The organism is Streptomyces sp. NPDC055099 (assembly GCF_053607685.1).
In genome coordinates, this window is the sequence record NZ_JBSGUA010000008.1 from 62,411 (window position 1) to 85,617 (window position 23,207).

The window sequence follows — 23,207 nt, forward strand, 5'->3', positions numbered from 1 at the left end:
GCCACACCCAACAGCCGCCCGCAGCCGTGGATTCCCTACCGGTTCACCTTCACCGTCTTCGGATCGAAGCCGAAGGGTAGTTCGAGCCGGTGCGCGCCCATCAAGCTCTCGTCGGCGAGCAGCTCCCCCGTGGGGCCGTCCGCGGCGATCACGCCCTCGCTCAGGATCAGGGCCCGGGGGCAGAGTTCGAGGGCGTACGGCAGGTCGTGCGTGACCATCAGGACCGTCACGTCCAACGAGCGCAGGATGTCGGCCAGTTCGCGGCGCGATGCGGGGTCCAGGTTCGAGGACGGTTCGTCCAGGACCAGGATCTCCGGTTCCATCGCGAGGACCGTCGCCACCGCGACCCGCCTGCGCTGGCCGAAGGAGAGGTGGTGCGGCGGGCGGTCCGCGAACTCCGCCATGCCGACCTGACCAAGGGCCTTTTGCACCCTGGCCTCCAGCTCCGGGCCGCGCATCCCCGCCGCCGCCGGGCCGAACGCCACGTCTTCCCGCACCGTCGGCATGAAGAGCTGGTCGTCCGGGTCCTGGAAGACGATGCCGACCCGGCGCCTGATCTCCGCCATGTGCTTCTTGCCGACGGGCAGGCCGGCGACGGTGACCGTGCCCGCGCCGCCCGTCAGGATGCCGTTCAGGTGCAGGACGAGCGTCGTCTTGCCCGCGCCGTTCGGGCCGAGCAGCGCGACCCGCTCGCCCCGGCCGATCCTCATGTCGACGCCGAAGAGCGCCTGGTGCCCGTCGGGGTAGGCGAAGGCCAGTCCGGCCACTTCGAGCGAGGGTGCGGCAGTCACAGGGTCCATCCCAGCAGGCAGACGACAAGAGCGGCGCCCGGCAGGGCGAAGGCGTAGGTCCACTGTGCACGGGAGGCGGTGACCTCGTCGATCACCGGCATCGAACCGGCGTACCCCCGGCTGACCATGGCCAGGTGCACCCGCTCGCCCCTCTCGTACGAGCGGATGAAGAGCGCGCCCGCGGATTTGGCCAGGCCGCCCCACTGCTTCACGCCCCGCGCCTCGAAGCCGCGTGACTCGCGCGCGATCTTCATGCGGCGCATCTCGTCCGTGATCACGTCGCCGTACCGGATCATGAACGAGGCGATCTGGACGAGCAGCGGCGGCAGCTTCAGACGCTGCAGGCCCAGGAGCAGCGAGCGCAGTTCGGTGGTGGAGGCGAGGAGGACCGATGCCGCGACGCCGAGCGTGCCTTTGGCCAGGACGTTCCAGGCGCCCCAGAGGCCGTTGACGCTCAGGGACATGCCGAGCACGTCGACCCGCTCGCCCTCCGCCACGAACGGCATGAGCACCGCGAACGCCACGAACGGGACCTCGATGAGCAGCCGCTTCAGGAGGAAGGGGAGAGGGACGCGGGACGCGTACGCCACCGCGCCGAGCAGCACCGCGTAGCCGCCGAACGCCCACATCGCCTCGCGCGGCGTGGAGACCACGACGACCACGAAGCAGAAGACCGCCGCCAGCTTGGTGTGCGGGGGCAGGGCGTGGACGGGTGAGTGGCCGTGCCGGTAGAGCCGGTGGGCGTGGCCCGCGCCCATGTCAGGTGGTCTCCGAGGAGACGGCCGCCGTGGACGCCGGGTCCGTGTCCGCCGTACGGCGGCGCCGCAGCGCCCAGAAGACCGCCGAGCCCGCGCCGACGGTGACGCCGACGCCGATCACGCCCGCGAGGCCGCCGGAGAGGCGGGTGTCGGTGATGTCCTTGACGCCGTAGTCGGCGAGCGGGGAGTCCGAGGTGGCGTGCTCCTCGGTCTTCTTGTCGATGCCCTTGTCGGCCGCGACCTTCTCCAGGCCGTCGGGGTTCGCGGAGGCGTAGAAGCTGACGAAGCCGGCGAGGACGAGGGAGGTGACCAGGCCGGCGATCCACACCTTGCGGTGGGACCGGGCGGCGACGGGGGCGGGCTCCCCGGCACCGGAGGCACCGGGGGCGTCCACGAGTTCGCCGCCCACGCGCAGCTTGAGCTTCTGGGTCAGGCCGCGGGCGCCGTACACGAGGTCGGGGCGTACGGCGATGACGGCGCCGACGGTGAGCGCGGTGATGGCGGCCTCGCCGATGCCGATCAGGACGTGCACGCCGACCATGGCCGTGGCGACCTTGCCGATGGAGACGTCGGTGGTGCCGCCGAGCGCGTAGAGGAAGGTGAAGGCGATCGCGGCGGCGGGCACCGAGATCAGCGCGGCCACGAAGGAGGAGGCGGTGATGGAGCGGCGGGTGCGCGGGAGCACCTTCACCAGGCCGCGGAAGGTGAGATAGGCCACGACGGTCGTGACGATCGCCATGTCCGTGATGTTCACACCGAGCGCGGTGAGGCCGCCGTCGGCGAAGAGGACGCCTTGCATGAGGAGGACGACGGACACGCACAGGACGCCCGTATAGGGGCCGACGAGTATCGCCGCGAGCGCCCCGCCGAGCAGATGTCCGCTGGTCCCGGCCGCGACCGGGAAGTTCAGCATCTGCACCGCGAAGATGAACGCGGCCACGAGCCCGGCCAGCGGCGCGGTCCGCTCGTCCAGTTCCCGCCGCGCGCCGCGGAGGCTGACGGCGATCGCTCCGGCGGCGATGAGCCCGGTGGCGGCGGAGACGGGGGCGTTGATGAATCCGTCGGGGACATGCATGCGCGCGCTCCTGGGCAGGACAGGAAGAGGAAGGCAGAGCGGATCGCTCGTGAACCGTTCAATGATAGCGCTCTGTTGCGAACGGTTTGCAAGAGCGGCGACTACCCAGTTATCCCGGTCACACCTGGAGCAGGAATCGGAATATATGGGACATTAGAGGACAGAAAGCGCGTGACGGCGTGCGTGATGGTGAGGAGTTCGGCGATGTCCGCAGTAGAGCAGTTCGCACGTGCCCACGTCGTCACGGACTCCCCTGACGACCAGCTCGCCGTCCCCGCCGTCCTCCGGTACGACCCGGAGGCCGACCCGCTCTCGGTGCGGATCGGCCTCCCTGGTTCACCCGAGGGGTCCCACGAATGGACCTTCGCCAGGCAGCTTCTCGAACAGGGCCTGCGGGCCCCTGCCACCAGCGGCGACGTACACATCTGGCCCTGTGGCCGGGTGCAGACGGTGATGGAGTTCCACTCGGCGCACGGGGTGGCGGTCGTGCAGTTCGACGCATCGGCGCTGATCCGCTTCCTGCGCCGCACGTACGCGGCCGCCCCCGTACCCCACTGACGCGTCAGACGCGCTCCAGCTCCCGGCCGTCACCACCGCGCCCGGCGGCCACGTCATCGAGGTCCCGCAGGCCCTCGCCCTCGACGTCCACGTTCGGCAGCGCCCGGTCGAGCCGGCGCGGCAGCCACCACGCCTTCTTGCCGAGCAGCGCGAGCACCGCCGGGACCAGCGCCATACGGACGATGAACGCGTCGAAGAAGACGGCGATCGCGAGGCCGAAGCCGATCATCTTGACCATCTGCTCGGACGAGCCGATGAAGCCCGCGAAGACGGCGATCATGATGACGGCGGCTGCCGAGACCACGCGTGCGCCGTGCCGGAAGCCGGTCACGATCGCCTGGCCGGGCCGCTCCCCGTGGACGTACGCCTCTCGCATGCGCGTCACGAGGAACACCTCGTAGTCCATCGCGAGGCCGAAGACGACGCCCACCATGAAGATCGGCATCATCGACATGATCGGGCCGGTCTGCTCCACGCCGAAGAGCGAGCCGAGCCAGCCCCACTGGAAGACCGCGACGACCGCGCCCAGGGCCGCGAGGACCGAGAGCAGGAAGCCGAGGGCCGCCTTGAGCGGGACCAGGATGGAACGGAAGACGACGATCAGGAGGAGGAAGGCCAGGCCGACGACCAGTGCCAGGTAGGGCAGCAGCGCGTCGTTCAGCTTCTGGGAGACGTCGATGTTCATGGCCGTCGTACCGGTGACCATGACGCTCGCACCGGTGTCGGACTTGATGTCGGCGCCCGCGTCACGGATCGCGTGCACGAGGTTCTCGGTCTCGATGCCGCTGGGCTTGGAGGACGGGACGACGCTGATGATCGCCGTGTCGCCCGCCTTGTTGATCATCGGCGGGGCGACGGAGAGGACATCGTCGAGACCGGAGATCGTCTTCTGGATCTCACCGGCCGCCGCCTTCGGGTCGTCCGCACCCTTGAGGTCGGCGACCGTCATCAGCGGGCCGTTGAAGCCGGGGCCGAACCCGTCGGAGACCAGGTCGTACGCCTTGCGCTGGGTCGTGGACGTCGGCTGCGAGCCGTCGTCCGGGAGGCCCAGTTCGAGGGAGGACACGGGCAGCGCGGCGGCGCCGAGGCCGATGACGCCGACGAGCAGGACGGTCAGCGGGCGGCGCACGACGAAGCGCGCCCAGCGCGTGCCGAGGTTGTCCTTCTTCTCCGTGGCCCCCTCGGTGGCCGCCGTCTTCTTGCCGCCGCCGAGCACCTTGCTCTTCTCGCCCGTGGGCTTGACCTTCTTGCCCGCGTAACCGAGCAGCGCCGGGATCAGGGTGAGCGCGATGAGCACGGCGATGACCACCGTGCCGGCCGCCGCGAAGCCCATCTTGGTGAGCATCGGGATGTTCACCACGGCGAGGCCGACCAGCGCGATGACCACGGTGAGCCCGGCGAAGACCACGGCCGAGCCGGCGGTCCCGACAGCGCGGCCCGCCGCCTCCTCACGGTCCCGCCCGTCGGCGAGTTCACCGCGGTAGCGGGAGACGACGAAGAGCGCGTAGTCGATGCCGACCGCGAGGCCGATCATCATGGCGAGCGTCGAGGTGGTCGTCCCCAGGTCGAGCGCGCTGGCGAGCGCGGTGATCGAGGAGACACCGATGCCGACGCCGATCAGCGCGGTGAGCAGCGGGAGCCCCGCCGCGATCAGCGAGCCGAAGGTGATGACGAGGACGACGGCCGCGACCGCGATGCCGATGATCTCGGTGGCCCCGGTCTCGGGCATCGCCTGCAGCGCGTCACCGCCGACCTCGACCGTGAGCCCGGACTCCCGCGCCTGTTCGGTCGTCTTCTCCAGGGCTTCACGGCTGCCCTCGGTCAGCTCCATCGAGGTGACCTTGTACGAGACCGACGCGTACGCCGTGGAGCCGTCCTTGCTGACCGTCTTGGTCCGGAAGGGGCTGTCGGCCCTCGCCACCTCGGCCGAACCGGACTTGAGCGCGGCGACGGTCTTCTCGATCTCGGCCTTGTTGCCCGCGTCGGTGACCTTCTCGCCGTCGGGCGCCTTGAAGACGACCCGGGCGCTCGCGCCGTCGGCACTGGCTTCGGGCACCCGCTCTTCGAGCAGGTCGAAGGCCTTCTGGGCCTCCGTGCCGGGAATGGAGAAGGAGCTTGAGGCGGCGGTGGGCGCGGACGCGGCGCCGACTCCGGCGAGCGTCAGGAGCGCCACCCATATCAGGGCGACGAAGTGCCGTCGCCTGAAGGCGAGTCGGCCCAGTTTGTAGAGGAAAGTGGCCACGGGGGCGTACTCCCGGTCAGGTCGTGGTGTCTACAGGGCAGGGGGGATCAGCCCGACGACGTGAGCGGTCGCGTCAGGTGGAAAAGAGGGCTGGCGAAGGGGAGTCGGGTCAGACGCCGAGAGCGGGGAGGATCACGGCGTCGATGTAGGAACGGAGGAACTCACGGTCGACCGTGCGGTCCTCGACCAGGTCACGGGCGACGAAGCCGCCGACCATCATGTGGATGACGAAGTCCAGAGCGGGGTTGTCCGGGGCCACTTCGCCCCGCTCCACACCCCTGCGCAGCATCGCGTTCAGGCCGGTGATCTCCGGCTCGATGAGCAACTGCCGCAGCGCCTGGTGGAGTTCGGGATTTCCGTGAATGGCGTGGAACAGGCTCCGCATCAGCGCGGCGTCCCGCTCCATCTGACAGTCGTCCGAACGCTCCGCCATCTCCAGCAGATCGCCGCGCAGGGACCCCGTGTCGATGTCCTCGATGGACACCGGCTTGTTGTGCCGCAGCGCCCTGGCGATCAGCTCGGGCTTGCTCCCCCACTGGCGGTAGAGGGTGGCCTTACTGGACCTCGTGCGGGACGCGATGGCGTCCATCGTGAGCGCTTCGTACCCGACCTCGCGGAGCAGGTCGAGCACGGCCGCGTAGAGCTCGGCCTCGCGCTCGGGCGTGATCCGACTGCGCCGCACCGTTGCCGCCTCAGCCATGATCCCTCCGCTCCTCGTCGAGCACTCGACGAGTAGTCGCCGAGCCTTGTCGAAACCGTTCCGTACGCCATGACTGTACCCGCGGGCTTAACGAAACGAAACCGTTTCGTACGTGTGCTGCGTCACGCACCGCGTACCCGTTTCCCCCATGTACGAGTTGCCGCGCCCTGCGCCCCGGAAAAGCATGGTGAAGTGACCGACGCGCGCGATGAAGCCCATGCTGACCACGCCTACCTGCGATTTCCGCACCTCAGCGGCGACCGTCTCTGTTTCGCGGCCGAGGACGATCTCTGGGTGGCGCCGCTGAGCCCGGACGGCGCACCCGCGGGCCGGGCCTGGCGGGTGACCGTCGACCGGACCAAGGTGAGCCATCCGCGCTTCTCGCCGGACGGCCGCCACATCGCGTTCACGACATGGCGCAGTCTCGACCCGGAGATCCATCTGGCCCCGGTCGACGGCGGCCCGGCCCGGCGCCTCACCTACTGGGGGAGCACGGACACCCGGGTCTGCGGCTGGTCCCCCGACGGCGACATCCTCGCCGTCTCCTCGCACAATCAGCCCTTCTCGTACTTCTGCTGGGCCTACAGCGTGCCGACCGACGGGTCACCCGGCGGCAAGCTGCCCTGGGGTCCGGTGTACGACATCGCGGTCAACGACATCGAGGGCGAGCGCAAGACACTCCTCCTGACCGGGAAGCCGCCGCACGAGCCCGCCGCCTGGAAGCGCTACCGGGGCGGGGCGACCGGCCGCCTGTGGCTGCACGGCGACCAGCTCCTGCCCGACCTCGACGGGCACCTGGACTCCCCGATGTTCGTGGACGGCAGGATCGCCTTCCTCTCCGACCACGAGGGCGTCGGCAACCTCTACTCCTGCCTGCCGGACGGCTCCGACCTGCGGCGGCACACCGACCACGACGCGTTCTACGCCCGGCACGCCGCCAGCGACGGCGCCCGCGTCGTCTACCAGTGCGCTGGCGACGTCTGGCTCGTGGACGACCTGTCCCCCGGCTCCGTGCCGCGCCGCCTCGACGTACGCCTGGGCGGGCCGCGGGCCGGACGGCGGATCTATCAGGTGCCTGCCGCGCAGCACATCGACTCGCTCTCCGTGGACACGACGGGCCGGGCCAGCGCCGTCGTCGTACGCGGCAGCCTGTACTGGCTCACGCACCGGGACGGGCCCGCCCGCACCATCACGGACACCCCGGGCGTGCGTGTCCGGCTCCCGGAGATGCTCGGCAAGGGCGGGCAGGTCGCCTACGTCACCGACGCGGAGGGCGAGGACGCCGTCGAGATCGCCTATCTGCCGCGCGCCAGCGGCGACCGCGCGCCGCGCAGGCTCGCGCAAGGGCAGCTCGGCCGGGTACTCGAACTGCTCTCCGACCCCGAGGGCGAACGCATCGCGATCGCGTCGAACGACGGACGGCTTCTCCTGATCGACGCGTCCGAGGAGTCCGAGTCCGAGGGCGAGGTGACGGAGCTGATCCGCTCCGTCAACGGCCCGGTGCGGGACCTGGCCTTCTCCCCGGACGGGGCCTGGCTCACCTGGTCGCATCCGGGCGTCGGCCGCTCTCTGCGGCAGATCAAGATGGCCCGCATCGAGGGCCCCGGCTGCCGCATCATCGTCGACGTCACCAACGGCCGCTTCGAGGACGAGAACCCCGTCTTCACCAGCGACGGCCGCTATCTGGCCTTCCTGTCCTGGCGCGGCTTCGACCCGGTCTACGACGTGCACACCGGCGACCTGTCCTTCCCCCTCGGCTGCCGCCCCTACCTGGTCCCCCTGTCGTCGGCGACCCCCTCGCCCTTCGCCCTCTCCCCCGACGGCCGCCCGGCGGCGGGCGGACTCGACCCGGCCGACGGTCTCTCGCCGGCCGGGTCCGCCATCGTGGAGGTGGAGGGCCTGGAGAGCAGGGTCACGCCCTTCCCCGTCTCGGCGTCGAAGTACTCGGCCCTCTCCCCCGTCAGCGGCGGCGGCCTCGTCTGGATGCGCTGGCCGATCTCGGGCGCGCTCGGCGAGACCTTCGCCAACCCGTCGGACACCTCCGGGCGCCCCACCCTGGAGTACTTCAACATCACCAAGGGCAAGAAGTCCGAACTGGTCGACCACCTCGACTGGTTCGCGCTCAGCGGCGACGGTTCGCGGCTCGTGGTGGTCGACGAGGGCGACCTGCGCGCGGTCCCCTCGACGGAGAGCGGCGACAGCGACACGACCGTCTGGATCGACCTGCGCCGCATCCTGCACGAGGTCGACCCGGCGGCCGAGTGGCGCCAGTCCTACGACGAGGCGGGCCGCCTCATCCGGGCCTACTTCTGGGAGCCGCACATGTGCGGCATCGACTGGCCGGCGATCCTGGACCAGTACCGGCCGCTTGTGGAACGGGTCGCGTCCCCCGACGAGTTCGCGGACCTGCTCCGCGAGGTCCTGGGCGAGCTGGGCACCTCCCACGCGTACGTCTCCGCCGCACGGCGCAACGAAGGACCGCCGCACTACCAGCGGGCGATGGGCCTGCTCGGCGCCAACCTGGTCTGCCGGGACGGCAGTTGGATGATCAAACGCATCCTGCCCGGCGACTCGTCCGACTCCAAGGCGCGCTCACCGCTCGCGGGCGCGGGCATCCGCGAGGGCGCGATCCTCACGCACATCGACGGCCGGCCGGTGGACCCGGTGACGGGCCCCTTCCCGCTGCTCGCGGCGGCGGGCGGCACGACGGTGGAGCTGACGTTCCAGCCGGCCGAGAAAAAGGGCAGGTCCAGGAGGGTCGCGATCGTCCCCCTCATCAACGAACGCCCCCTGCGCTACCAGGACTGGGTGGCCAAACGGCGTGACGTCGTACGGGAGCTGAGCGGGGGCAAGTGCGGCTACCTGCACATCCCCGACATGGGCGGCTCCGGATGGGCGCAGTTCAACCGGGACCTGCGTCTTGAGGTCTCCCGCCCGGCCCTGCTCGTGGACGTACGCGGCAACGCGGGCGGGCACATCAGCGAGCTGGTGGTGGAGAAGCTGACGCGCAAGATCCTGGGCTGGGACCTGACCCGCAACGCCCAGCCGGTTTCGTACGCGTCGAACGCGCCCCGCGGCCCCGTGGTGGCCCTGGCCGACGAGGCGACGTCGTCCGACGGCGACATGATCACGGCGGCCTTCAAGCTGCTCGGCCTCGGGCCCGTGGTGGGCCAGCGCACGTGGGGCGGCGTGGTGGGGATGACCGGGCGGCACGTGCTCGGCGACGGGACCGTCATCACGGTGCCGATGAACGCGGGGTGGTTCGACGAGTACGGCTGGTCCGTCGAGAACCACGGCGTGGCCCCCGACCTGGAGGTGCTCCGTACGCCCCTCGACTGGGCGGAGGGGCGGCACGCGCAGCTCGACGACGCGGTGCAGGTCGCTCTCGACCTCCTGGAACGGCAGCCCGCGGTGGAGCCGCCGGGCCTCGACGACGTACCGGACCGGCGCCGTCCGCAGCTTCCGCCACGGGGCTGACGGGGGGCCGGTACGACACGGCCTTCCCGGCGCCCGTCACCACCCGTAACTGATCGAAATGCGAGGAAAGTCCCCCCATGTCAGTCTGGTCGAGGCCCCTCCAACCTCACCCTCTAGGAGTGAACAAGCATGGGCATCAAGGACCAGTTCCAGGACAAGGCCGACGACCTCGCCAACAAGGCGAAGGGCGCGATGGGCGACCGTAAGGACGAGGCGAGCGAGCGGGCTTCGCAGGGCAGGGACGAGGCGAGCGAGCGCGCCTCGCAGGGTCAGGAGAAGGCCCAGGACGCCGCACAGGAGCAGCGGGACAAGTTCGACCGCTGACACGCCTGGTGCTGCACCGAGCGTGACGCGATGAGGCCCTCCGGGACGCCGGAGGGCCTCATCGCTGCGTACGGGTACTGCCCGCCGGGATCAACTACCCGCCGGTACGCGCCTGTTCGTCGGCGGAGCCGCCCGCTCCCACAAGCCCCGTGGAGACCGTCCCGAGCCGGGGTTCGAAGCGCCGCATCTCGCGCTGCCCGACCGTGCCGATGAGCGCCGGCAGGTAACCCCGGATGCCCTGCATCCCCCGCAGCCACCACTGCGCGTACACATGGCTCGACCGCCGCTCGATCCCGGCGACGATCCGGTCGACGGCCGGACCCAGCGGGTACGTCTTGTTGGACGGCCACGGCAGGCGCTGCCGCAGCTCCCGCATCACGTCGTTCTCGTCCGCGCCCCGCACCATGTCCGTGTCCGTCCAGGACAGGTAACCGACGCCCACCTTCACGCCCTTGTAGCCGACCTCGGCCCGCAGGCAGTGCGCGTACGCCTCGACGCCCGACTTCGACGCGCAGTACGCCGTCATCATCGGCGCCGGAGTGATCGCCGCCAGCGAGGCGATCTGCAGGAGATAGCCGCGGCTCTCCATCAGGACCGGCAGGAACGCCCGCCCCGTCACCGCGCTGCCGATGAGGTTGACCTCGATCACCCGGCGCCACGCCTCGGGGTCGGACTCGACGAAGGGACCGCCGTTGGCGACGCCCGCGTTGGCGACGACGATGTCGACCTTGCCGAACCGCTCCTTGACCTCCTGGGCGACCCGGGCCATCGCGTCATGGTCCGTGACGTCCGCGTGCCAGGCCTCCGCCTCGGTGTGCAGCCGCCCCGCAACCTGCTTCAACTCGTCCGGTTCCAGGCCGACGAGCGCGATCTTCGCACCCCGCGCCGACAGCTTGCGCGCGAGCAGCTCGCCCACGCCACGCGCCGCCCCGGTGACGACCGCGACCTGACCCTCAAGGCTGACCTTGCTCATGCGCTGCTCCCTTCGAGCCCCTGAACCTGCCCCTGAACCTGAACCTGCTGACCGGCGGCCCCCACGTACCTCTCCACGAGGCCCCTGATCCCCGCCGTGACCGCTTCCGGCGCCTCGACCGGCGTCATGTGACCGATCCCCGGCAGCTCGGTGAGCCCGAGGGAGTCCGGCAGCATCCCGGCCAGGCGCCGCGCGTGCGTGACGGGCGTCATCCGGTCGGCCGCGCCGGCGATGACCGCGGTCGGCACGTCCAACTCCAGTACCCCCGTGTCGAGGGCGATCTCGTCGAGCACGTGCGACCAGCGATAGCGCACCACGCGCGGGCACCCGTGCACGATCCGCGCGCATACGTCGACCCGGTCCGGCGCCGAACCGGGGCCCATCGTCGCGTACTTGAGGATGCGCCTGGCCATCGGCGTCACGGGCCCCAGCGGCGCCTTCGCCCCGAGGACCGACCGCGTGAGCCGGGTGCGTATCCACCCTGCCCGCATCGGCACCACGAGCGACTCGGCGACGAGCCGCGCACTCCCCGTGCTGCACAGCAGAACCGCCGCCGCGTGCTCCCGGAACCCAGGACGCGTGCTCGCGGCCATGATCGTCATGCCGCCCATCGAGTGCCCGGCGAGCACCGCCCGCTCCCCCGGCTCCAGCGTCGCCGCGAGCACGGCCTCGAGGTCGTCGGCGAGCGCGTCGGTGCTGTATCCCTCCACACCGTCCGGCGCGACACTGCGGCCGTGCCCCCGCTGGTCGTACGCGATCACCCGGTGGTCGACCGCGAGGTCACGTATCTGTGCCGCCCAGAAGGCGGTCGAGCAGGTCCACCCGTGCGCGAGCACCACCGCGGGCGCGCCGTCGGGACCGTGCACCTCGGCGTGCAGCCGCGCGCCGTCCGCCGACACGACGGTCAGTTCCCGCGCGGCTGCGGGCGGCGCGAACGGCCCGCTCGTCACATGCGTCAGCCTGCTCATGCCCCTGCCTCGACCTTCTTCGCCTTACGGGACTTCGGCGTCACCGCTTCCGGACTCACCTTGGGCGGCCGCACCACCTCGTACTCGGCGAGATCGACGCGCCGGGTGGCGGCGCGGAACTCGCTCGTCGTGCCCGGCCAGATCGTCGTGTTCACGCCGTTCTCGTCGAGGTACCAGCTGTTGCAGCCGCCGGTGTTCCACACGGTGCGCTTCATGCGCTCCTGCACCTTGTCGTTCCAGGCGTCCACGGCACCGGTGCGCACGGCGAGCGCGGCCCGGCCGCCCAGCACGTCCAACTGCCGCATGTAGTCGGCGAGATAGTTGAGCTGGGACTCGATCATCAGGATCATCGAGGAGTTGCCGAGGCCGGTGTTCGGGCCGATGACCGTCATGAAGTTCGGGAATCCCGCGGCGGTCGCGCCGCGCAGGGACTTCATGCCGTCCTTCCAGGACTCCATCATCGTCCCGCCGTCGGCGCCCACCACACGGTCGGCGATCGGCATGTCCGTGACGTGGAATCCCGTGCCGAAGATGATCGCGTCGACCTCGGTCTCGGTGCCGTCCGCGGCGACGACGGTGTTCCCGCGCACCTCGCTGAGCCCGCTGGCGACGACGTCGACATTGGGCTGCGCGAGCGCCGGGTAGTAGGTGTTGGACAGCAGGATGCGCTTGCAGCCGATGCGGTACGACGGGGTCAGCTTGGCCCGCAGGTCCCGGTCCTTGATGGCGCGGGCGATGTTCCGCTTGGCCAGCTGCTCGACCGCGCCCAGCTCGTTCGGCCGCTTGGTGAACGCCTGGACCTGCAACTCCCGTATGCCCCACAGGATTCCGCGCCGGGCCTGCGTGGTGAACGGCAACTGGCGGTGCACCCAGCGCTCGGCCTTGCTGATGGCGCGGTCCATGCGCGGCATCACCCAGGGCGGGGTGCGCTGGAAGAGGGTCAGCCTGCCGACCTCGGGCTGGATCGCCGGGACGATCTGGATGGCGGACGCGCCGGTGCCGATCATCGCGACGCGCTTGCCGCGCAGGTCGTAGTCGTGGTCCCAGCGCGCGGAGTGGAAGACCTTGCCCTCGAAGCTGTCGAGACCGGGGATGTCCGGGAGCTTGGGGTCGGAGAGCGGCCCGGTGGCGGAGACGACGACATCGGCGGTGAGCGTGCCGTTGCTCGTCTCGACCTCCCACCACAGCCGCTCAGCGTCCCAGCGCAGCTGCTTCACCTCGGTGTCGAGGCGGATGTGCGGGCGCAGCCGGAAGGTGTCGGCGACCTGCTCCAGGTACTCATGGATCTTCTCCTGGCCGGAGAAGGTGCGCGGCCAGTCGGGGTTGGGCGCGAAGGAGAACGAGTACAGATGCGAGGGCACGTCGCACGCGCAGCCCGGATAGCTGTTGTCCCGCCAGGTGCCGCCGACGGCGCTCGCCCGCTCCAGGACGACGAAGTCGGTGATGCCCTCGCGGCGCAACCGGACCGCGGCCCCGAGCCCGCCGAATCCGGTGCCGATCACCGCCACCCGCACATGTTCGCGTTCGCGCTCCTGCTGGCGCTCGTCCTCGGCCATGCCGCCGCCTCCCGAACTGCTTCACGACTCTGCCAGTGACCACTGGCGCAATTGGGAGCGTAGAACACCTGCCTACTGATGGGTAGGGGTCTGGCGTACCGAGTTACCGCCGGTAGATCTCGACCGAACGCCCGCGCGATCCGGCACCACATAGGCTGCTGCCGTGGCAGAGACACGCGAGTACCGCATGGAGGAGCTGGCCAAGGCGGCCGGCATCACGGTGCGCACCGTGCGCTTCTACCGGGAGCGCGGCCTCATCCCACCGCCCCGCCGCGAGGGCCGCATCGCCTGGTACGACGACCACCACCTGGCCAGGCTCCGGACGATCGCCGCACTCCTGGACCGCGGCCACACCCTGAGCGGCATCGCGGAACTCGCGGAGGCCTTCGAGAACGGCCGGGACGTCGGCGAGCTCCTCGGCATCGGCGAGTCCACCGAGGAGACCCCGGTCCGCCTGACCCCCGAGGAACTGGCCGACCACTTCGCGGGCGAGGTCACCCCGGAGAACCTCGCCGCGGCCCTCGACCTCGGCTACCTCGGCACGGACGGCGAGGAGATCGTCCACGTGAGCCGCCGCCTCCTGGACGTCTCGTCGACCCTGGTCCGCGAGGGCATCCCGCTGGCCGCGGTCCTGGAGGCGGGCCAGCGCGTACGCGAACACGCGGACGCGCTGGCCGAGTTGTTCATCACGATCATCCGCACGCACACGCCGCCCGAGGCGGGCGACGTCAGCATCGACCGCCTGCGCCCGCTCGCGAAGAGCGTGGTGGAGGCGGAACTGTCGATGGCGCTGGACCGCCGCCTGGCTTCGGAGAAGCCGGAGGAGAACTGAGGCCGTTCAGCCCGTCCGGCGACACACCCAGCCCGTCCGGCGTTTGAGGACCGGGGTCTGGGGCGGAGCCCCAGTTCCGGGAAGGGGCGGGATCGGGGAAGAAACCGCCGGAGGCACGACCTCAGCCCCATGCCCCGTCCGCCCTACCTCGGCAGGAACCAACGGGCCTTGTAGATCCCGCCCCCGACCAACTCGTACTCCCCCCGCGGCCGATGGACACTCACCTTGGTCGTCCACCAGGTCTCCTCAAGCCCGCCCTCCGGCACGGTGGAGATGACCTGCCCCGTACGCGGATCGTTCCCGACGCCCTTCACCGACTTCCGGGAGATCTCCTCGGCCCCCGCGAAGTCCTGCACGAAGGCCCGGTCACCGATGTCGTACTGGAAGACGGACGCGTTCGTCGTCACCCACAGCCGCCCCCGGCGCCCGGCCACGGGAAAGAGATCATGCCCGCCGGGAGTCTTGCCCGGCGTCCCGACCGGCAGCCCGACCGAGAACCGCTGCCGCAGCGTGGGCCTGGCCCGCGTACCACCCACCTCGTACGTGACCAGCTCATCGTCACCGATGGCCCACAGCACCTCGCGCGCACCGTCCCAGTGCAGCCCGTGCGCGCCCTTCAGCTCCGCCTCGGCGAACCGCGAGGCCCGCGGCCCCTGCGACGCCGCGTACAGCCTGACCAGCGCGCCCGTGCTGCACGCCACCGCGACATTGCCGTCCGGCAGGATCTCCGCACTGTGCGGATTGAAGAGGTCGTCGCCCGGTCCGATCGCCGCGCCCCAGTAGCGCTCGCCGGAGGGATAGTCGACGACGGCGACGAAGCCGAAGGACGCGGTGGTCAGGACGTACGTACGCTTCTTGTGCCTGCGCACCTTCGACTCGCTCGGATACACGAAGCTGTCGTCGGGCCGCAGATCCTCGTACCCCTCGCGCTCCCGGGGCGAGAACGCCCACCGCACGACGGACGGATCCTCCTGGGGGTCCCAGACCCTGCGCCGCGGGTCGAGCACGAGGATCTGCTGCGTCGCCTGCTCGGTGAGGAGCACCGGCGGCGTCCGCCGGGGAACCCCTCCGGCACCACCATCACCGCCCTCACCGCCCTCACCACCGGCGGCCGCTGCGGGAGACGCCGCCACCATCGGCAGCCCCGCCCCGATCCCCGCACCCAGCGCCCCGAGCAGCACACCCCGACGAGACGGTCTCGACATACCGGACATGAAGTTACCCCCACACGGCTGACAGTTGAGACATTGTCAGGTACGCGCTCGCAACATGCCATGGCGCCGCGCGGCATCACATGTCGTAGACCACCGTGACGGGCGCATGGTCCGACCACCGCTGCTCGTGAGTGGCCGCCCGCTCCACGAAACCCTTGACCGCGCGCTCCGCGAGACCGGGCGTCGCCACGTGGTAGTCGATCCGCCAGCCCGTGTCGTTGTCGAAGGCGCGCCCTCGGTAGGACCACCAGGAGTACGGGCCCTCGACGTCGGGGTGCAGCGCCCGCACGACGTCGACGTACCCGGCGTCGCCCTCGAAGACCTCGCTCAGCCAGGCGCGTTCCTCGGGCAGGAAGCCCGAGTTCTTCTTGTTGCCCTTCCAGTTCTTGAGGTCGGCCTCCTGGTGCGCGATGTTCCAGTCACCGCAGACCACGACCTGCCGCCCCTCGGCGGCGGCCCGCACCTTCAGATCCTTCAGGTAGGTGAGGAACTCCCCCATGAAGCGAACCTTCTCGTCCTGCCGCTCCGTGCCGACCTCGCCCGAGGGCAGATACAGGCTCGCGACGGTGACGCCGGGCAGATCGGCCTCGACATAGCGCCCGCTGCCGTCGAACTCCTGCGACCCGAATCCGATCTGCACGCGGTCCGGCTCACGGCGCGTGTAGAGGGAGACACCCGCGCGCCCCTTGGCCGCGGCCGGCGCGTGTGTGACGTGCCACCCCTCGGGGGCCCGCACCTCCTCCGGCAGCTGCTCGGGCTCGGCCCGCACCTCCTGGAGGCAGAGCACGTCGGCGGAGGTCTCGGCGAGCCACTCGACGAAGCCCTTCTTGGCGGCGGCGCGCAGCCCGTTCACATTCACACTGGTCACTTGGAGCATCCCGGAACGATACCGGCACACTTAATGGACACCCACACACCACCGCATAGAAGTACGATGATTCGCATGAGTATTCAGTCACCGTTGCCCCGGGCCTCCGTCGAGCTGCGCCCCACCCCCTTCGACCACCCCGACGCGGTCAGGCTCAACGACCGCGTCCAGCTCGAATACGCGGAGCGGTACGGAGATGAGGGCGACGTCACACCCCTCGACCCGGCCATGTTCACCGCCCCGCGCGGTCTGTATCTCCTCGCGTATGACGAGAGCGGCACCCCGGTGGCCACCGGCGGCTGGCGCGGCCACGAGGAGAACGACGAGGGATACGCGCACGGCGACGCCGAGATCAAGCGCATGTACGTCACCCCGGAGGCCCGCGGCCTGGGACTGGCCCGGCTCATCCTGGCGGCCCTGGAGGACGACGCGAGGGCGGCGGGCCGTACGCGCATGGTCCTGGAGACGGGCACCAAGCAGCCGGAGGCCATAGCCCTCTACACGTCGACCGGCTACACCCCGGCCCCCACGAAGTTCGGCCACTACCGCTTCGAGAACCTGAGCCGCTGCTTCGCCAAGTTCCTGTAGCTCTTGAGCGCGGCTCTTAGGCGCACGCAAAGATCCCGCCCGGTTCGAAGAACCGGACGGGATCTCATGTGCAGTGGACCTGTGGGGATTTGAACCCCAGACCCCCTCGATGCGAACGAGGTGCGCTACCAGACTGCGCCACAGGCCCTTGCAACGAGTGAAACTCTAGCATCCCGATCCGGGTGCTTGGAAATCCGTTCCTGACCGGACCCTCGCTGGTCAGGCATCACTCGTTGGCGGCCCGCGGCCGGTCCCCGTCGTCGTACTGGTCGAAGAGGGGCGTGCGTCCGCGTTCGCGAGCCCTGCGCGCGGACGCGGCCCGGCGTGCGTCGCTGCGGCCACCGCCGCCGTCCGCGCTCTCGGTGCCTTCCGCGGCCTCCGCGTAATCGGCGTACTCGGTCTCGACTGCCTCGCCCCGCGCCTCGTCCGCGCTGGGCTCCACGGAGCTGGACCGTGCCGAGCTCCAGGCGTCGGGGGCGCCCAAGTCGACGTCACCGGTGGCGCGCGGGGCGACCGGCGCGGTCACGTACGTCGGCAGGGGCACCGGCACCGGGTCCCAGCTGTCGCCGTGGCCGGGGCGGCGCTGGCGCTCACGCTGCTGGTCCACCCACTCCGCGTGGTCGGTCTGCTCGACCAGGGCGCGGCGGTCGGCGGCGAGCGCGGAGAGCCCGGTCTCCGTCTCGGGGCCCGGTCCTTCCTCCGGTTCGTCGACGACCGCGTCCGCGCTGCCGCCCGGCGCGCGCCGGCGCGGCTGGCGCTCGCGCAGCCGCTGCGCGGCGACCTCGGCCCGGCGCCGGTCCATGGTGTAGGTGAAGCGGCGCCGCTCCTGGCCCCGCAGATACACGATGTACGCGCTCAGGAGCGCGGCCGGTGCCGCGGGCGCCCAGAGGAACGCGAGCCCTCCGACGGCGGCGACGACCGTGCCGGCCGTGAAGGCGATGAACAGCATCACCGTCGTACGCCGTCGGCGCGCGAGCACCTTCGTGCGCCGGGCGCGCGCGGCGGCTTCCGCCGACGCGGCCCGCCGGGCGGCCGACTGCGGGGACCGGGGCCCGGTCGGAGCCGGGGTCGGAACCGGAGCCGGGGCCGGGGTCGGGACCGGAGCCTTCACGGAGGGCCTGGCCGGGGGCTTCGCCGCGGGCCGCTCCTCCTGGACGCCCTGCCGATGCGGGGGCGCGACGAAGGCCCGGACGTCCACCGCGCCGGTGGCGTCGTCCGGGTCGCGCGACTCCTCCTCTTCAGGCGAGCGCGCTTGCAGGTCCTTGGCGTACCGGCGCTCCATCCCCGCACGTCCGGACAGGAGCCGGATGGCGGTGCTGAAGCGTTCCGTCGGACGGGCTTCATTGAGCTCGTCCTGCCTACGGAGCCACATCGGCACCAAGTAGGCGGCCCAGGCCCCGACGATGACTGCGTAGATGAGGCCGCTGCTGCTCACGCCTCACACGGTAGAGGGGTTTGCGGGAGGCCATCTGCCAATTGAGCCGGTGTGTCGCACGATCTGGCTGATATCTCGAACTTTTTTTGTGACTGATGCGATCAACAGGCCACCGGGACCGTGAAATTAATGCCTCAGAGGGACCAAGTCGGGCCCCAGACGGTCGATCACCGATTTATTTCAAACACTTATTCTATTTACGCGGTGTTCCGAGGTCGTGCCTGGTGCCAGCGCCGCAGCAACCCTTCCGGTACCTCTTCCGCGGTGAGCGCGAAGACAAGATGGTCACGCCAGGCACCGTCGATGTGGAGATAACGTGGACGAAGCCCCTCCTCGCGGAATCCGAGTTTCTCCACGACCCTGCGGCTTGGCCCGTTCTCGGGGCGAATACAGACCTCGATACGGTGCAGCCCCACCGATCGGAAGCAATGATCGACCGCGAGAGCGACGGCGGTCGGCATCACGCCGCGGCCCGCGACCGACTGGTCGACCCAGTAGCCGACATGGCCCGAGCACATCGATCCCCAGGTGATCCCGGCGACCGTCAACTGCCCCACGAGCCGCCCCTGGTACTCGATCACGAAGGGCAGCATGCGCCCGGCGTGCGCCTCGGCGCGCAGATGCCGGACCATCTGACGGTACGTCGGGCGGTGCACGACCGGGCCGCTCGGCGTGGGCGGCGGGATCGTCGCCTCCCAGGGGCGCAGCCAGTCCCGGTTGCGCCGGTTGACCTCACGCCAGGGCCGCTGGTCGCGCATCTTTATCGGACGGAGGGCGACATCGCCGTCCGTCAGCTCGACGGGCCAGGAAGGGCTGTTCAGCTCGCACCGCCCGGGGGTCTGGGGTGGTCGCCGCCCCGCAACTGCTCGACGGCGTGCGCCAGCAGGGGTTCGAGGACGGCGATGCCGTCCCGCACACCGCCGGTGGAGCCCGGCAGGTTCACGATGAGGGTGTGGCCCGCGACCCCGGCCAGACCGCGGGACAGCACGGCCGTGGGGATCTTCTCCCTGCCGTACGCGCGGATCGCCTCCGGGATGCCGGGCACCTCGTGGTCGATGACGGCGCGGGTGGCCTCGGGGGTGCGGTCGGTGGGCGAGATGCCGGTGCCGCCTGTGGTGAGGATCACGTCGAAGCCGGCCTCGGCTCCGGCGCGCAGGGCCTGCTCGACCGGGTCACCGTCGGGGACGACCTGCGGGCCCTCGACCTCGAAGCCGAGTGCGGCAAGCGCCTCGGCGATGATCGGCCCGCCCCGGTCGGCGTAGACCCCGGCGGCAGCGCGGTTGGATGCCGTGACGACCAGTGCGCGGTAGGCGGTCATGCTCCGGCTCCTCCGCGGCTCCAGTCCCCGGACTTGCCGCCGGTCTTCTCCTCGACGCGCACGTCCGTGATGACCGCGCCCTTGTCGACGGCCTTGACCATGTCGATCACCGTGAGGGCGGCGACGGTCACCGCGGTGAGCGCCTCCATCTCGACGCCCGTACGGTCCGTCGTCTTGACCGTGGCGAGGATCTCGACGGCGTCGTCCGCCACGGAGAGGTCCAGCTTCACCCCGGAGACGGCCAGCGGATGGCAGAGCGGGATCAGGTCGGGCGTGCGCTTGGCGCCCATGATGCCCGCGATCCGCGCGGTGGCCAGGGCGTCGCCCTTGGGCACGCCCTCGCCGCGCAGCAGCTCGATCACGCGGGGCGAGACCAGGACGCGGCCACTGGCCCGGGCGGTGCGCGCCGTCACGTCCTTCGCGGATACGTCGACCATGCGGGCGGCGCCCGCCTCGTCGATGTGCGTCAGTCGCTGCTCGGTACTCATGTGCTGGTGCGCTCCCGGTCCGGGCCCTCCGGCGGTGCGGCGCAAGGGGGCCTATGTGCGCGATACCGTACCGCGCGGGCGCGCCTTTCAGCCGAGCAGGACCACTTCGACGTCCGTACCCGGCTCCACCGAAGTGATGTCCTCCGGGACGACGATCAGCGCGTTCGCGTGCGCGAGGGCCGCGACGAGGTGGGAGCCCGCGCCGCCCACGGGCCGCACGTCGCCCGCCGCGGCGTCGTACCGCCCGCGCAGGAACTGCCGCTTGCCCGCGGGTGAGGTCAGCGCCTTGTCGGCGGTGAGCTCCGCGCGCGCCGTGGGCCGGTGGACGTCCGGGAGACCCATCAGGGCGCGCACCGCGGGACGCACGAAGATCTCGAAGGAGACGTACGACGACACCGGGTTGCCCGGCAGGGCGAGCAGCGGGGTGTGGTCGGGGCCGATGGAGCCGAAGCCCTGCGGCTTGCCCGGCTGCATGGCGAGCTTGCGGAACTCGATGCCACTGCCGTCCTCGTCCTCGTCCCCCACGGAGGAGAGGGCTTCCTTCACGACGTCGTACGCCCCGACGCTGACGCCGCCCGTGGTGACGATGAGGTCGGCGCGGATCAGCTGGTCCTCGATGGTGGAGCGCAGCGTCTCGGCGTCGTCGGCGACCGCGCCCACGCGGTAGGCGATCGCTCCGGCGTCCCGGGCGGCGGCGGTCAGGGCGAAGCTGTTGGAGTCGTAGATCTGGCCCTTGGCCAACTCCTCGCCAGGTTGGATCAGTTCGCTGCCGGTGGACATGACGACCACGCGGGGGCGGGGGCGCACCTTCACCGTGCCCCGGCCGATCGCGGCGAGCAGGGCGATCTGCGGGGCGCCGAGGACCGTGCCCGCGCTCAGCGCGCGGTCGCCGGCGCGGACATCGCTGCCCTGCGCCCGCACGTGCGCGCGTGCCTCCGCGGGACGGTGCACGCGGACCTCGCCGGAGGCACCTTCGGGGGCGCCGCTGTGCGCGCGCATCCCGGAGACGGGGCCTTCGCCGAGGCCTCCGTCGGTCCACTCCACGGGGACGACGGCCTCGGCTCCGGGCGGCAGCGGGGCGCCGGTCATGATGCGGGCGGCCTGGCCCGCGCCGACCTCCGGCTGCTCGACCTGGCCGGCGGCCACGTCACCGATGACCGTGAGGACGGCGGGGAACTCCTCGCTCGCGCCCGTGATGTCGGCGACCCGGACCGCGTAACCGTCCATGGAGCTGTTGTCGAAGGGCGGCAGCGAGACGGGCACCGTGACGTCCTCGACGAGGACGCAGCCCTGGGCGTCGAGGAGTTGGAGCTCGATGGGCTCCAGGGGGCGGACGGATCCGAGGATGTCGTCCAGGTGCTCGCTCACCGACCAGACGTGTTCCTGGCCGGTGACTTCGGTCGTCGCGCTGCTGCTCAAAGTGCTACATCTCCTCGGACACGTAACTGCGAAGCCAGGCCTGGAAGTCCGGGCCCAGGTCTTCACGTTCGCACGCGAGTCTGACAATGGCACGCAGATAGTCGCCCCGGTCGCCGGTGTCATAGCGGCGGCCCTTGAAGACGACGCCGTGCACGGGACCGCCGACCTTCTCGTCGGCGGCGAGCTGCTGGAGTGCGTCGGTGAGCTGGATCTCGCCGCCGCGGCCCGGCTCGGTCTTGCGCAGTATGTCGAAGACATGGGGGTCCAGGACATAACGGCCGATGATGGCGTAGTTGCTGGGGGCGTCCGCCGGGTCGGGCTTCTCGACCAAGCCCGTCACCTTCACGACGTCGCCCTCGTCCGTGGCGTCCACGGCCGCGCAGCCGTAGAGGTGGATCTGCTCCGGGGCCACCTCCATGAGGGCGACGACGCTGCCGCCGTGGCGCTCCTGGACCTCGACCATGCGGGCGAGGAGCGGGTCGCGCGGGTCGATCAGGTCGTCGCCGAGGAGCACCGCGAAAGGTTCGTTGCCCACGTGCGGGGCGGCGCACAGGACGGCGTGACCGAGTCCCTTGGGGTCGCCCTGGCGTACGTAGTGCATCGTGGCGAGGTCGCTGGACTCCTGGACCTTCGCCAGCCTCGCCTCGTCGCCCTTCTTCAGGAGGGCCGACTCCAGCTCGTAGTTGCGGTCGAAGTGGTCCTCGAGCGGGCGCTTGTTGCGGCCCGTGATCATGAGGACGTCGTCGAGGCCGGCGGAGGCGGCCTCCTCGACCACGTACTGGATCGCCGGCTTGTCGACGACCGGCAGCATCTCCTTGGGAGTGGCCTTCGTGGCCGGCAGGAACCGGGTTCCGAGACCTGCTGCGGGAATGACAGCCTTGCTGATCCGCGGGGGGTGAGACTCAGTCATGTCCGTAACCATAACCGGTGAGTATGTGCGGAATCTGTGACTCAGGACATTTTGTTCTCATATGAGCGCACCTGGAAGGATTTGTGAGCGCACCATGCAAGAAACCGGCCCCGCCGACCCAACCAAGCGCACCTTGCGCGGAGAAATCCTCGCGGTGAGAAGCCGGTTGACTGGGGATGACGCACAGAAGGCCGCCGCGGTTCTCGCCGACCGCGCATTGGAGCTGCCGGAACTCTCCGGGGCGCGCACGGTCGCCGCGTACGTCTCCGTGGGGAGCGAACCGGGGACGCGCGCCCTCCTCGACGCCCTGCACGCGCGCGGGACGCGGGTCCTGCTGCCGGTGCTCCTCGACGACAACGACCTGGACTGGGCGGCCTACGAGGGCCCGGACTCGCTGGCCCCCGTGCAACACCCGGGAAAGATCCGGCTCTTGGAACCCTCGGGGCCGCGCCTCGGGCCCGACGCGGTCGTGGCGGCCGACGTCGTGCTGCTGCCGGGCCTGGCCGTGGACGCGCGCGGGATGCGCCTGGGACGCGGCGGCGGGTCGTACGACAGGGTGCTCGCCCGGCTCGGACGGGCCGGTGCCGATCCGGCCCTCGTGGTGCTCCTGTACGACACCGAAGTCGTCGCGCACGTCCCCCAGGAGCCGCACGACAAGCCGGTGCACGCCGTCGTCACCCCGTCGGGAGTACGCCACTTCCACTGAGGCCCCC

22 protein-coding genes and 1 tRNA gene are annotated in these 23,207 nt (G+C 70.8%); 6 read left to right on the forward strand and 17 right to left on the reverse strand.

The window, feature by feature from the left end; translation table 11 throughout:
* Positions 1-35 precede the first annotated feature (35 nt).
* The 3 genes from ACWFRU_RS20775 to ACWFRU_RS20785 are packed head-to-tail and all read right to left on the reverse strand — an operon-like array spanning position 36 to position 2,624.
* The gene (locus tag ACWFRU_RS20775; RefSeq protein WP_453689001.1) at positions 36-800 is read right to left on the reverse strand and encodes an energy-coupling factor ABC transporter ATP-binding protein; all 765 of its coding nucleotides are present in this window, start codon (positions 798-800) and stop codon (positions 36-38) included.
* A complete protein-coding gene (gene cbiQ, locus ACWFRU_RS20780) occupies positions 788-1,549 on the reverse strand; it encodes a cobalt ECF transporter T component CbiQ (RefSeq protein WP_453689003.1) in 762 nt (253 codons plus the stop codon). Before cbiQ ends, ACWFRU_RS20775 begins: the two co-directional genes overlap by 13 nt.
* A 1-nt stretch (position 1,550) precedes the next feature.
* Positions 1,551-2,624 (reverse strand): energy-coupling factor ABC transporter permease, encoded by a 1,074-nt coding sequence (locus tag ACWFRU_RS20785; RefSeq protein ID WP_453689005.1) that lies wholly within the window; start codon positions 2,622-2,624, stop codon positions 1,551-1,553.
* Between the two features lie 204 nt (positions 2,625-2,828).
* On the opposite strand from ACWFRU_RS20785, the gene ACWFRU_RS20790 reads away from it, so the two are divergent.
* Positions 2,829-3,182 carry an SsgA family sporulation/cell division regulator gene (locus tag ACWFRU_RS20790; protein WP_453689007.1) on the forward strand — a complete coding sequence of 118 codons (354 nt, stop codon included), beginning with the start codon at positions 2,829-2,831 and terminating at the stop codon, positions 3,180-3,182.
* Between the two features lie 4 nt (positions 3,183-3,186).
* Here ACWFRU_RS20790 and ACWFRU_RS20795 read toward each other — a convergent pair whose 3' ends face one another.
* Entirely contained in the window at positions 3,187-5,424 is a 2,238-nt protein-coding gene (locus tag ACWFRU_RS20795) for an MMPL family transporter (protein ID WP_453689008.1), read from the reverse strand.
* A 109-nt stretch (positions 5,425-5,533) separates the two neighbouring features.
* Positions 5,534-6,124 (reverse strand): TetR/AcrR family transcriptional regulator, encoded by a 591-nt coding sequence (locus ACWFRU_RS20800; protein WP_453689010.1) that lies wholly within the window; start codon positions 6,122-6,124, stop codon positions 5,534-5,536.
* A 192-nt stretch (positions 6,125-6,316) separates the two neighbouring features.
* Here ACWFRU_RS20800 and ACWFRU_RS20805 point away from each other — a divergent pair, with 192 nt between their 5' ends.
* Positions 6,317-9,601 (forward strand): S41 family peptidase, encoded by a 3,285-nt coding sequence (locus ACWFRU_RS20805; RefSeq protein ID WP_453689012.1) that lies wholly within the window; start codon positions 6,317-6,319, stop codon positions 9,599-9,601.
* A gap of 129 nt (positions 9,602-9,730) precedes the next feature.
* Complete coding sequence (locus tag ACWFRU_RS20810; RefSeq protein WP_453689013.1) at positions 9,731-9,925, forward strand: hypothetical protein; 195 nt, start codon at positions 9,731-9,733, stop codon at positions 9,923-9,925.
* A gap of 94 nt (positions 9,926-10,019) precedes the next feature.
* On the opposite strand, the gene ACWFRU_RS20815 is transcribed toward ACWFRU_RS20810, so the two are convergent.
* From ACWFRU_RS20815 to ACWFRU_RS20825, 3 genes are read right to left on the reverse strand one after another with little or no spacing between them, the layout of a single operon-like run.
* A complete protein-coding gene (locus ACWFRU_RS20815; protein ID WP_453689015.1) occupies positions 10,020-10,898 on the reverse strand; it encodes an SDR family oxidoreductase in 879 nt (292 codons plus the stop codon).
* The gene (locus ACWFRU_RS20820; RefSeq protein WP_453689017.1) at positions 10,895-11,866 is read right to left on the reverse strand and encodes an alpha/beta fold hydrolase; all 972 of its coding nucleotides are present in this window, start codon (positions 11,864-11,866) and stop codon (positions 10,895-10,897) included. The genes ACWFRU_RS20815 and ACWFRU_RS20820 overlap by 4 nt, the downstream gene beginning before the upstream one ends.
* A complete protein-coding gene (locus ACWFRU_RS20825; RefSeq protein ID WP_453689019.1) occupies positions 11,863-13,422 on the reverse strand; it encodes a flavin-containing monooxygenase in 1,560 nt (519 codons plus the stop codon). The genes ACWFRU_RS20820 and ACWFRU_RS20825 overlap by 4 nt, the downstream gene beginning before the upstream one ends.
* A 187-nt stretch (positions 13,423-13,609) precedes the next feature.
* Between ACWFRU_RS20825 and ACWFRU_RS20830 the strand changes: the two genes are divergently transcribed.
* On the forward strand, positions 13,610-14,254 hold the full coding sequence (locus tag ACWFRU_RS20830; RefSeq protein WP_453689461.1) for a MerR family transcriptional regulator: 645 nt from the start codon (positions 13,610-13,612) through the stop codon (positions 14,252-14,254).
* 143 nt (positions 14,255-14,397) lie between these two features.
* Here ACWFRU_RS20830 and ACWFRU_RS20835 read toward each other — a convergent pair whose 3' ends face one another.
* Positions 14,398-15,459 (reverse strand): DUF6528 family protein, encoded by a 1,062-nt coding sequence (locus ACWFRU_RS20835; protein WP_453689021.1) that lies wholly within the window; start codon positions 15,457-15,459, stop codon positions 14,398-14,400.
* Between the two features lie 85 nt (positions 15,460-15,544).
* Entirely contained in the window at positions 15,545-16,345 is an 801-nt protein-coding gene (locus ACWFRU_RS20840; RefSeq protein ID WP_453689023.1) for an exodeoxyribonuclease III, read from the reverse strand.
* A gap of 66 nt (positions 16,346-16,411) precedes the next feature.
* Between ACWFRU_RS20840 and ACWFRU_RS20845 the strand changes: the two genes are divergently transcribed.
* Positions 16,412-16,924, forward strand: a complete 513-nt coding sequence (locus ACWFRU_RS20845; protein WP_453689025.1) for a GNAT family N-acetyltransferase — start codon at positions 16,412-16,414, stop codon at positions 16,922-16,924.
* 74 nt (positions 16,925-16,998) lie between these two features.
* Here ACWFRU_RS20845 and ACWFRU_RS20850 read toward each other — a convergent pair.
* From ACWFRU_RS20850 to galU, 7 genes are all read right to left on the reverse strand, one after another.
* Positions 16,999-17,072, reverse strand: a tRNA-Ala gene (locus tag ACWFRU_RS20850).
* 78 nt (positions 17,073-17,150) lie between these two features.
* Positions 17,151-18,359, reverse strand: coding sequence for a divisome protein SepX/GlpR (sepX, locus tag ACWFRU_RS20855; RefSeq protein ID WP_453689027.1), 1,209 nt, complete (start codon positions 18,357-18,359; stop codon positions 17,151-17,153).
* Between the two features lie 197 nt (positions 18,360-18,556).
* Positions 18,557-19,180 (reverse strand): GNAT family N-acetyltransferase, encoded by a 624-nt coding sequence (locus ACWFRU_RS20860; protein ID WP_363309324.1) that lies wholly within the window; start codon positions 19,178-19,180, stop codon positions 18,557-18,559.
* Complete coding sequence (locus tag ACWFRU_RS20865) at positions 19,177-19,677, reverse strand: MogA/MoaB family molybdenum cofactor biosynthesis protein (protein WP_453689029.1); 501 nt, start codon at positions 19,675-19,677, stop codon at positions 19,177-19,179. The genes ACWFRU_RS20860 and ACWFRU_RS20865 overlap by 4 nt, the downstream gene beginning before the upstream one ends.
* Positions 19,674-20,165: a cyclic pyranopterin monophosphate synthase MoaC gene (moaC, locus tag ACWFRU_RS20870; RefSeq protein WP_453689031.1), complete on the reverse strand. Its 492-nt coding sequence runs from the start codon at positions 20,163-20,165 to the stop codon at positions 19,674-19,676. Before moaC ends, ACWFRU_RS20865 begins: the two co-directional genes overlap by 4 nt.
* A gap of 87 nt (positions 20,166-20,252) precedes the next feature.
* A complete protein-coding gene (glp, locus tag ACWFRU_RS20875) occupies positions 20,253-21,584 on the reverse strand; it encodes a molybdotransferase-like divisome protein Glp (RefSeq protein ID WP_453689033.1) in 1,332 nt (443 codons plus the stop codon).
* 4 nt (positions 21,585-21,588) lie between these two features.
* Positions 21,589-22,494 (reverse strand): UTP--glucose-1-phosphate uridylyltransferase GalU, encoded by a 906-nt coding sequence (gene galU, locus ACWFRU_RS20880; protein WP_363211763.1) that lies wholly within the window; start codon positions 22,492-22,494, stop codon positions 21,589-21,591.
* A 94-nt stretch (positions 22,495-22,588) separates the two neighbouring features.
* Here galU and ACWFRU_RS20885 point away from each other — a divergent pair, with 94 nt between their 5' ends.
* The gene (locus ACWFRU_RS20885; protein ID WP_453689036.1) at positions 22,589-23,200 is read left to right on the forward strand and encodes a 5-formyltetrahydrofolate cyclo-ligase; all 612 of its coding nucleotides are present in this window, start codon (positions 22,589-22,591) and stop codon (positions 23,198-23,200) included.
* Positions 23,201-23,207 lie beyond the last annotated feature (7 nt).

Coding starts and splice junctions, on each gene's coding strand:
- ACWFRU_RS20830 (WP_453689461.1), top strand. CDS start 13,610: ATGGAGGAGCTGGCCAAGGCGGCCGGCATCACGGTGCGCACCGTGCGC.
- ACWFRU_RS20810 (WP_453689013.1), top strand. CDS start 9,731: ATGGGCATCAAGGACCAGTTCCAGGACAAGGCCGACGACCTCGCCAAC.
- ACWFRU_RS20840 (WP_453689023.1), bottom strand. CDS start 16,345: ATGCTCCAAGTGACCAGTGTGAATGTGAACGGGCTGCGCGCCGCCGCC.
- ACWFRU_RS20785 (WP_453689005.1), bottom strand. CDS start 2,624: ATGCATGTCCCCGACGGATTCATCAACGCCCCCGTCTCCGCCGCCACC.
- ACWFRU_RS20815 (WP_453689015.1), bottom strand. CDS start 10,898: ATGAGCAAGGTCAGCCTTGAGGGTCAGGTCGCGGTCGTCACCGGGGCG.
- ACWFRU_RS20790 (WP_453689007.1), top strand. CDS start 2,829: ATGTCCGCAGTAGAGCAGTTCGCACGTGCCCACGTCGTCACGGACTCC.
- moaC (WP_453689031.1), bottom strand. CDS start 20,165: ATGAGTACCGAGCAGCGACTGACGCACATCGACGAGGCGGGCGCCGCC.
- ACWFRU_RS20775 (WP_453689001.1), bottom strand. CDS start 800: ATGGACCCTGTGACTGCCGCACCCTCGCTCGAAGTGGCCGGACTGGCC.
- cbiQ (WP_453689003.1), bottom strand. CDS start 1,549: ATGGGCGCGGGCCACGCCCACCGGCTCTACCGGCACGGCCACTCACCC.
- ACWFRU_RS20885 (WP_453689036.1), top strand. CDS start 22,589: ATGCAAGAAACCGGCCCCGCCGACCCAACCAAGCGCACCTTGCGCGGA.
- ACWFRU_RS20865 (WP_453689029.1), bottom strand. CDS start 19,677: ATGACCGCCTACCGCGCACTGGTCGTCACGGCATCCAACCGCGCTGCC.
- ACWFRU_RS20800 (WP_453689010.1), bottom strand. CDS start 6,124: ATGGCTGAGGCGGCAACGGTGCGGCGCAGTCGGATCACGCCCGAGCGC.
- galU (WP_363211763.1), bottom strand. CDS start 22,494: ATGACTGAGTCTCACCCCCCGCGGATCAGCAAGGCTGTCATTCCCGCA.
- ACWFRU_RS20835 (WP_453689021.1), bottom strand. CDS start 15,459: ATGTCGAGACCGTCTCGTCGGGGTGTGCTGCTCGGGGCGCTGGGTGCG.
- ACWFRU_RS20820 (WP_453689017.1), bottom strand. CDS start 11,866: ATGAGCAGGCTGACGCATGTGACGAGCGGGCCGTTCGCGCCGCCCGCA.
- ACWFRU_RS20825 (WP_453689019.1), bottom strand. CDS start 13,422: ATGGCCGAGGACGAGCGCCAGCAGGAGCGCGAACGCGAACATGTGCGG.
- ACWFRU_RS20845 (WP_453689025.1), top strand. CDS start 16,412: ATGAGTATTCAGTCACCGTTGCCCCGGGCCTCCGTCGAGCTGCGCCCC.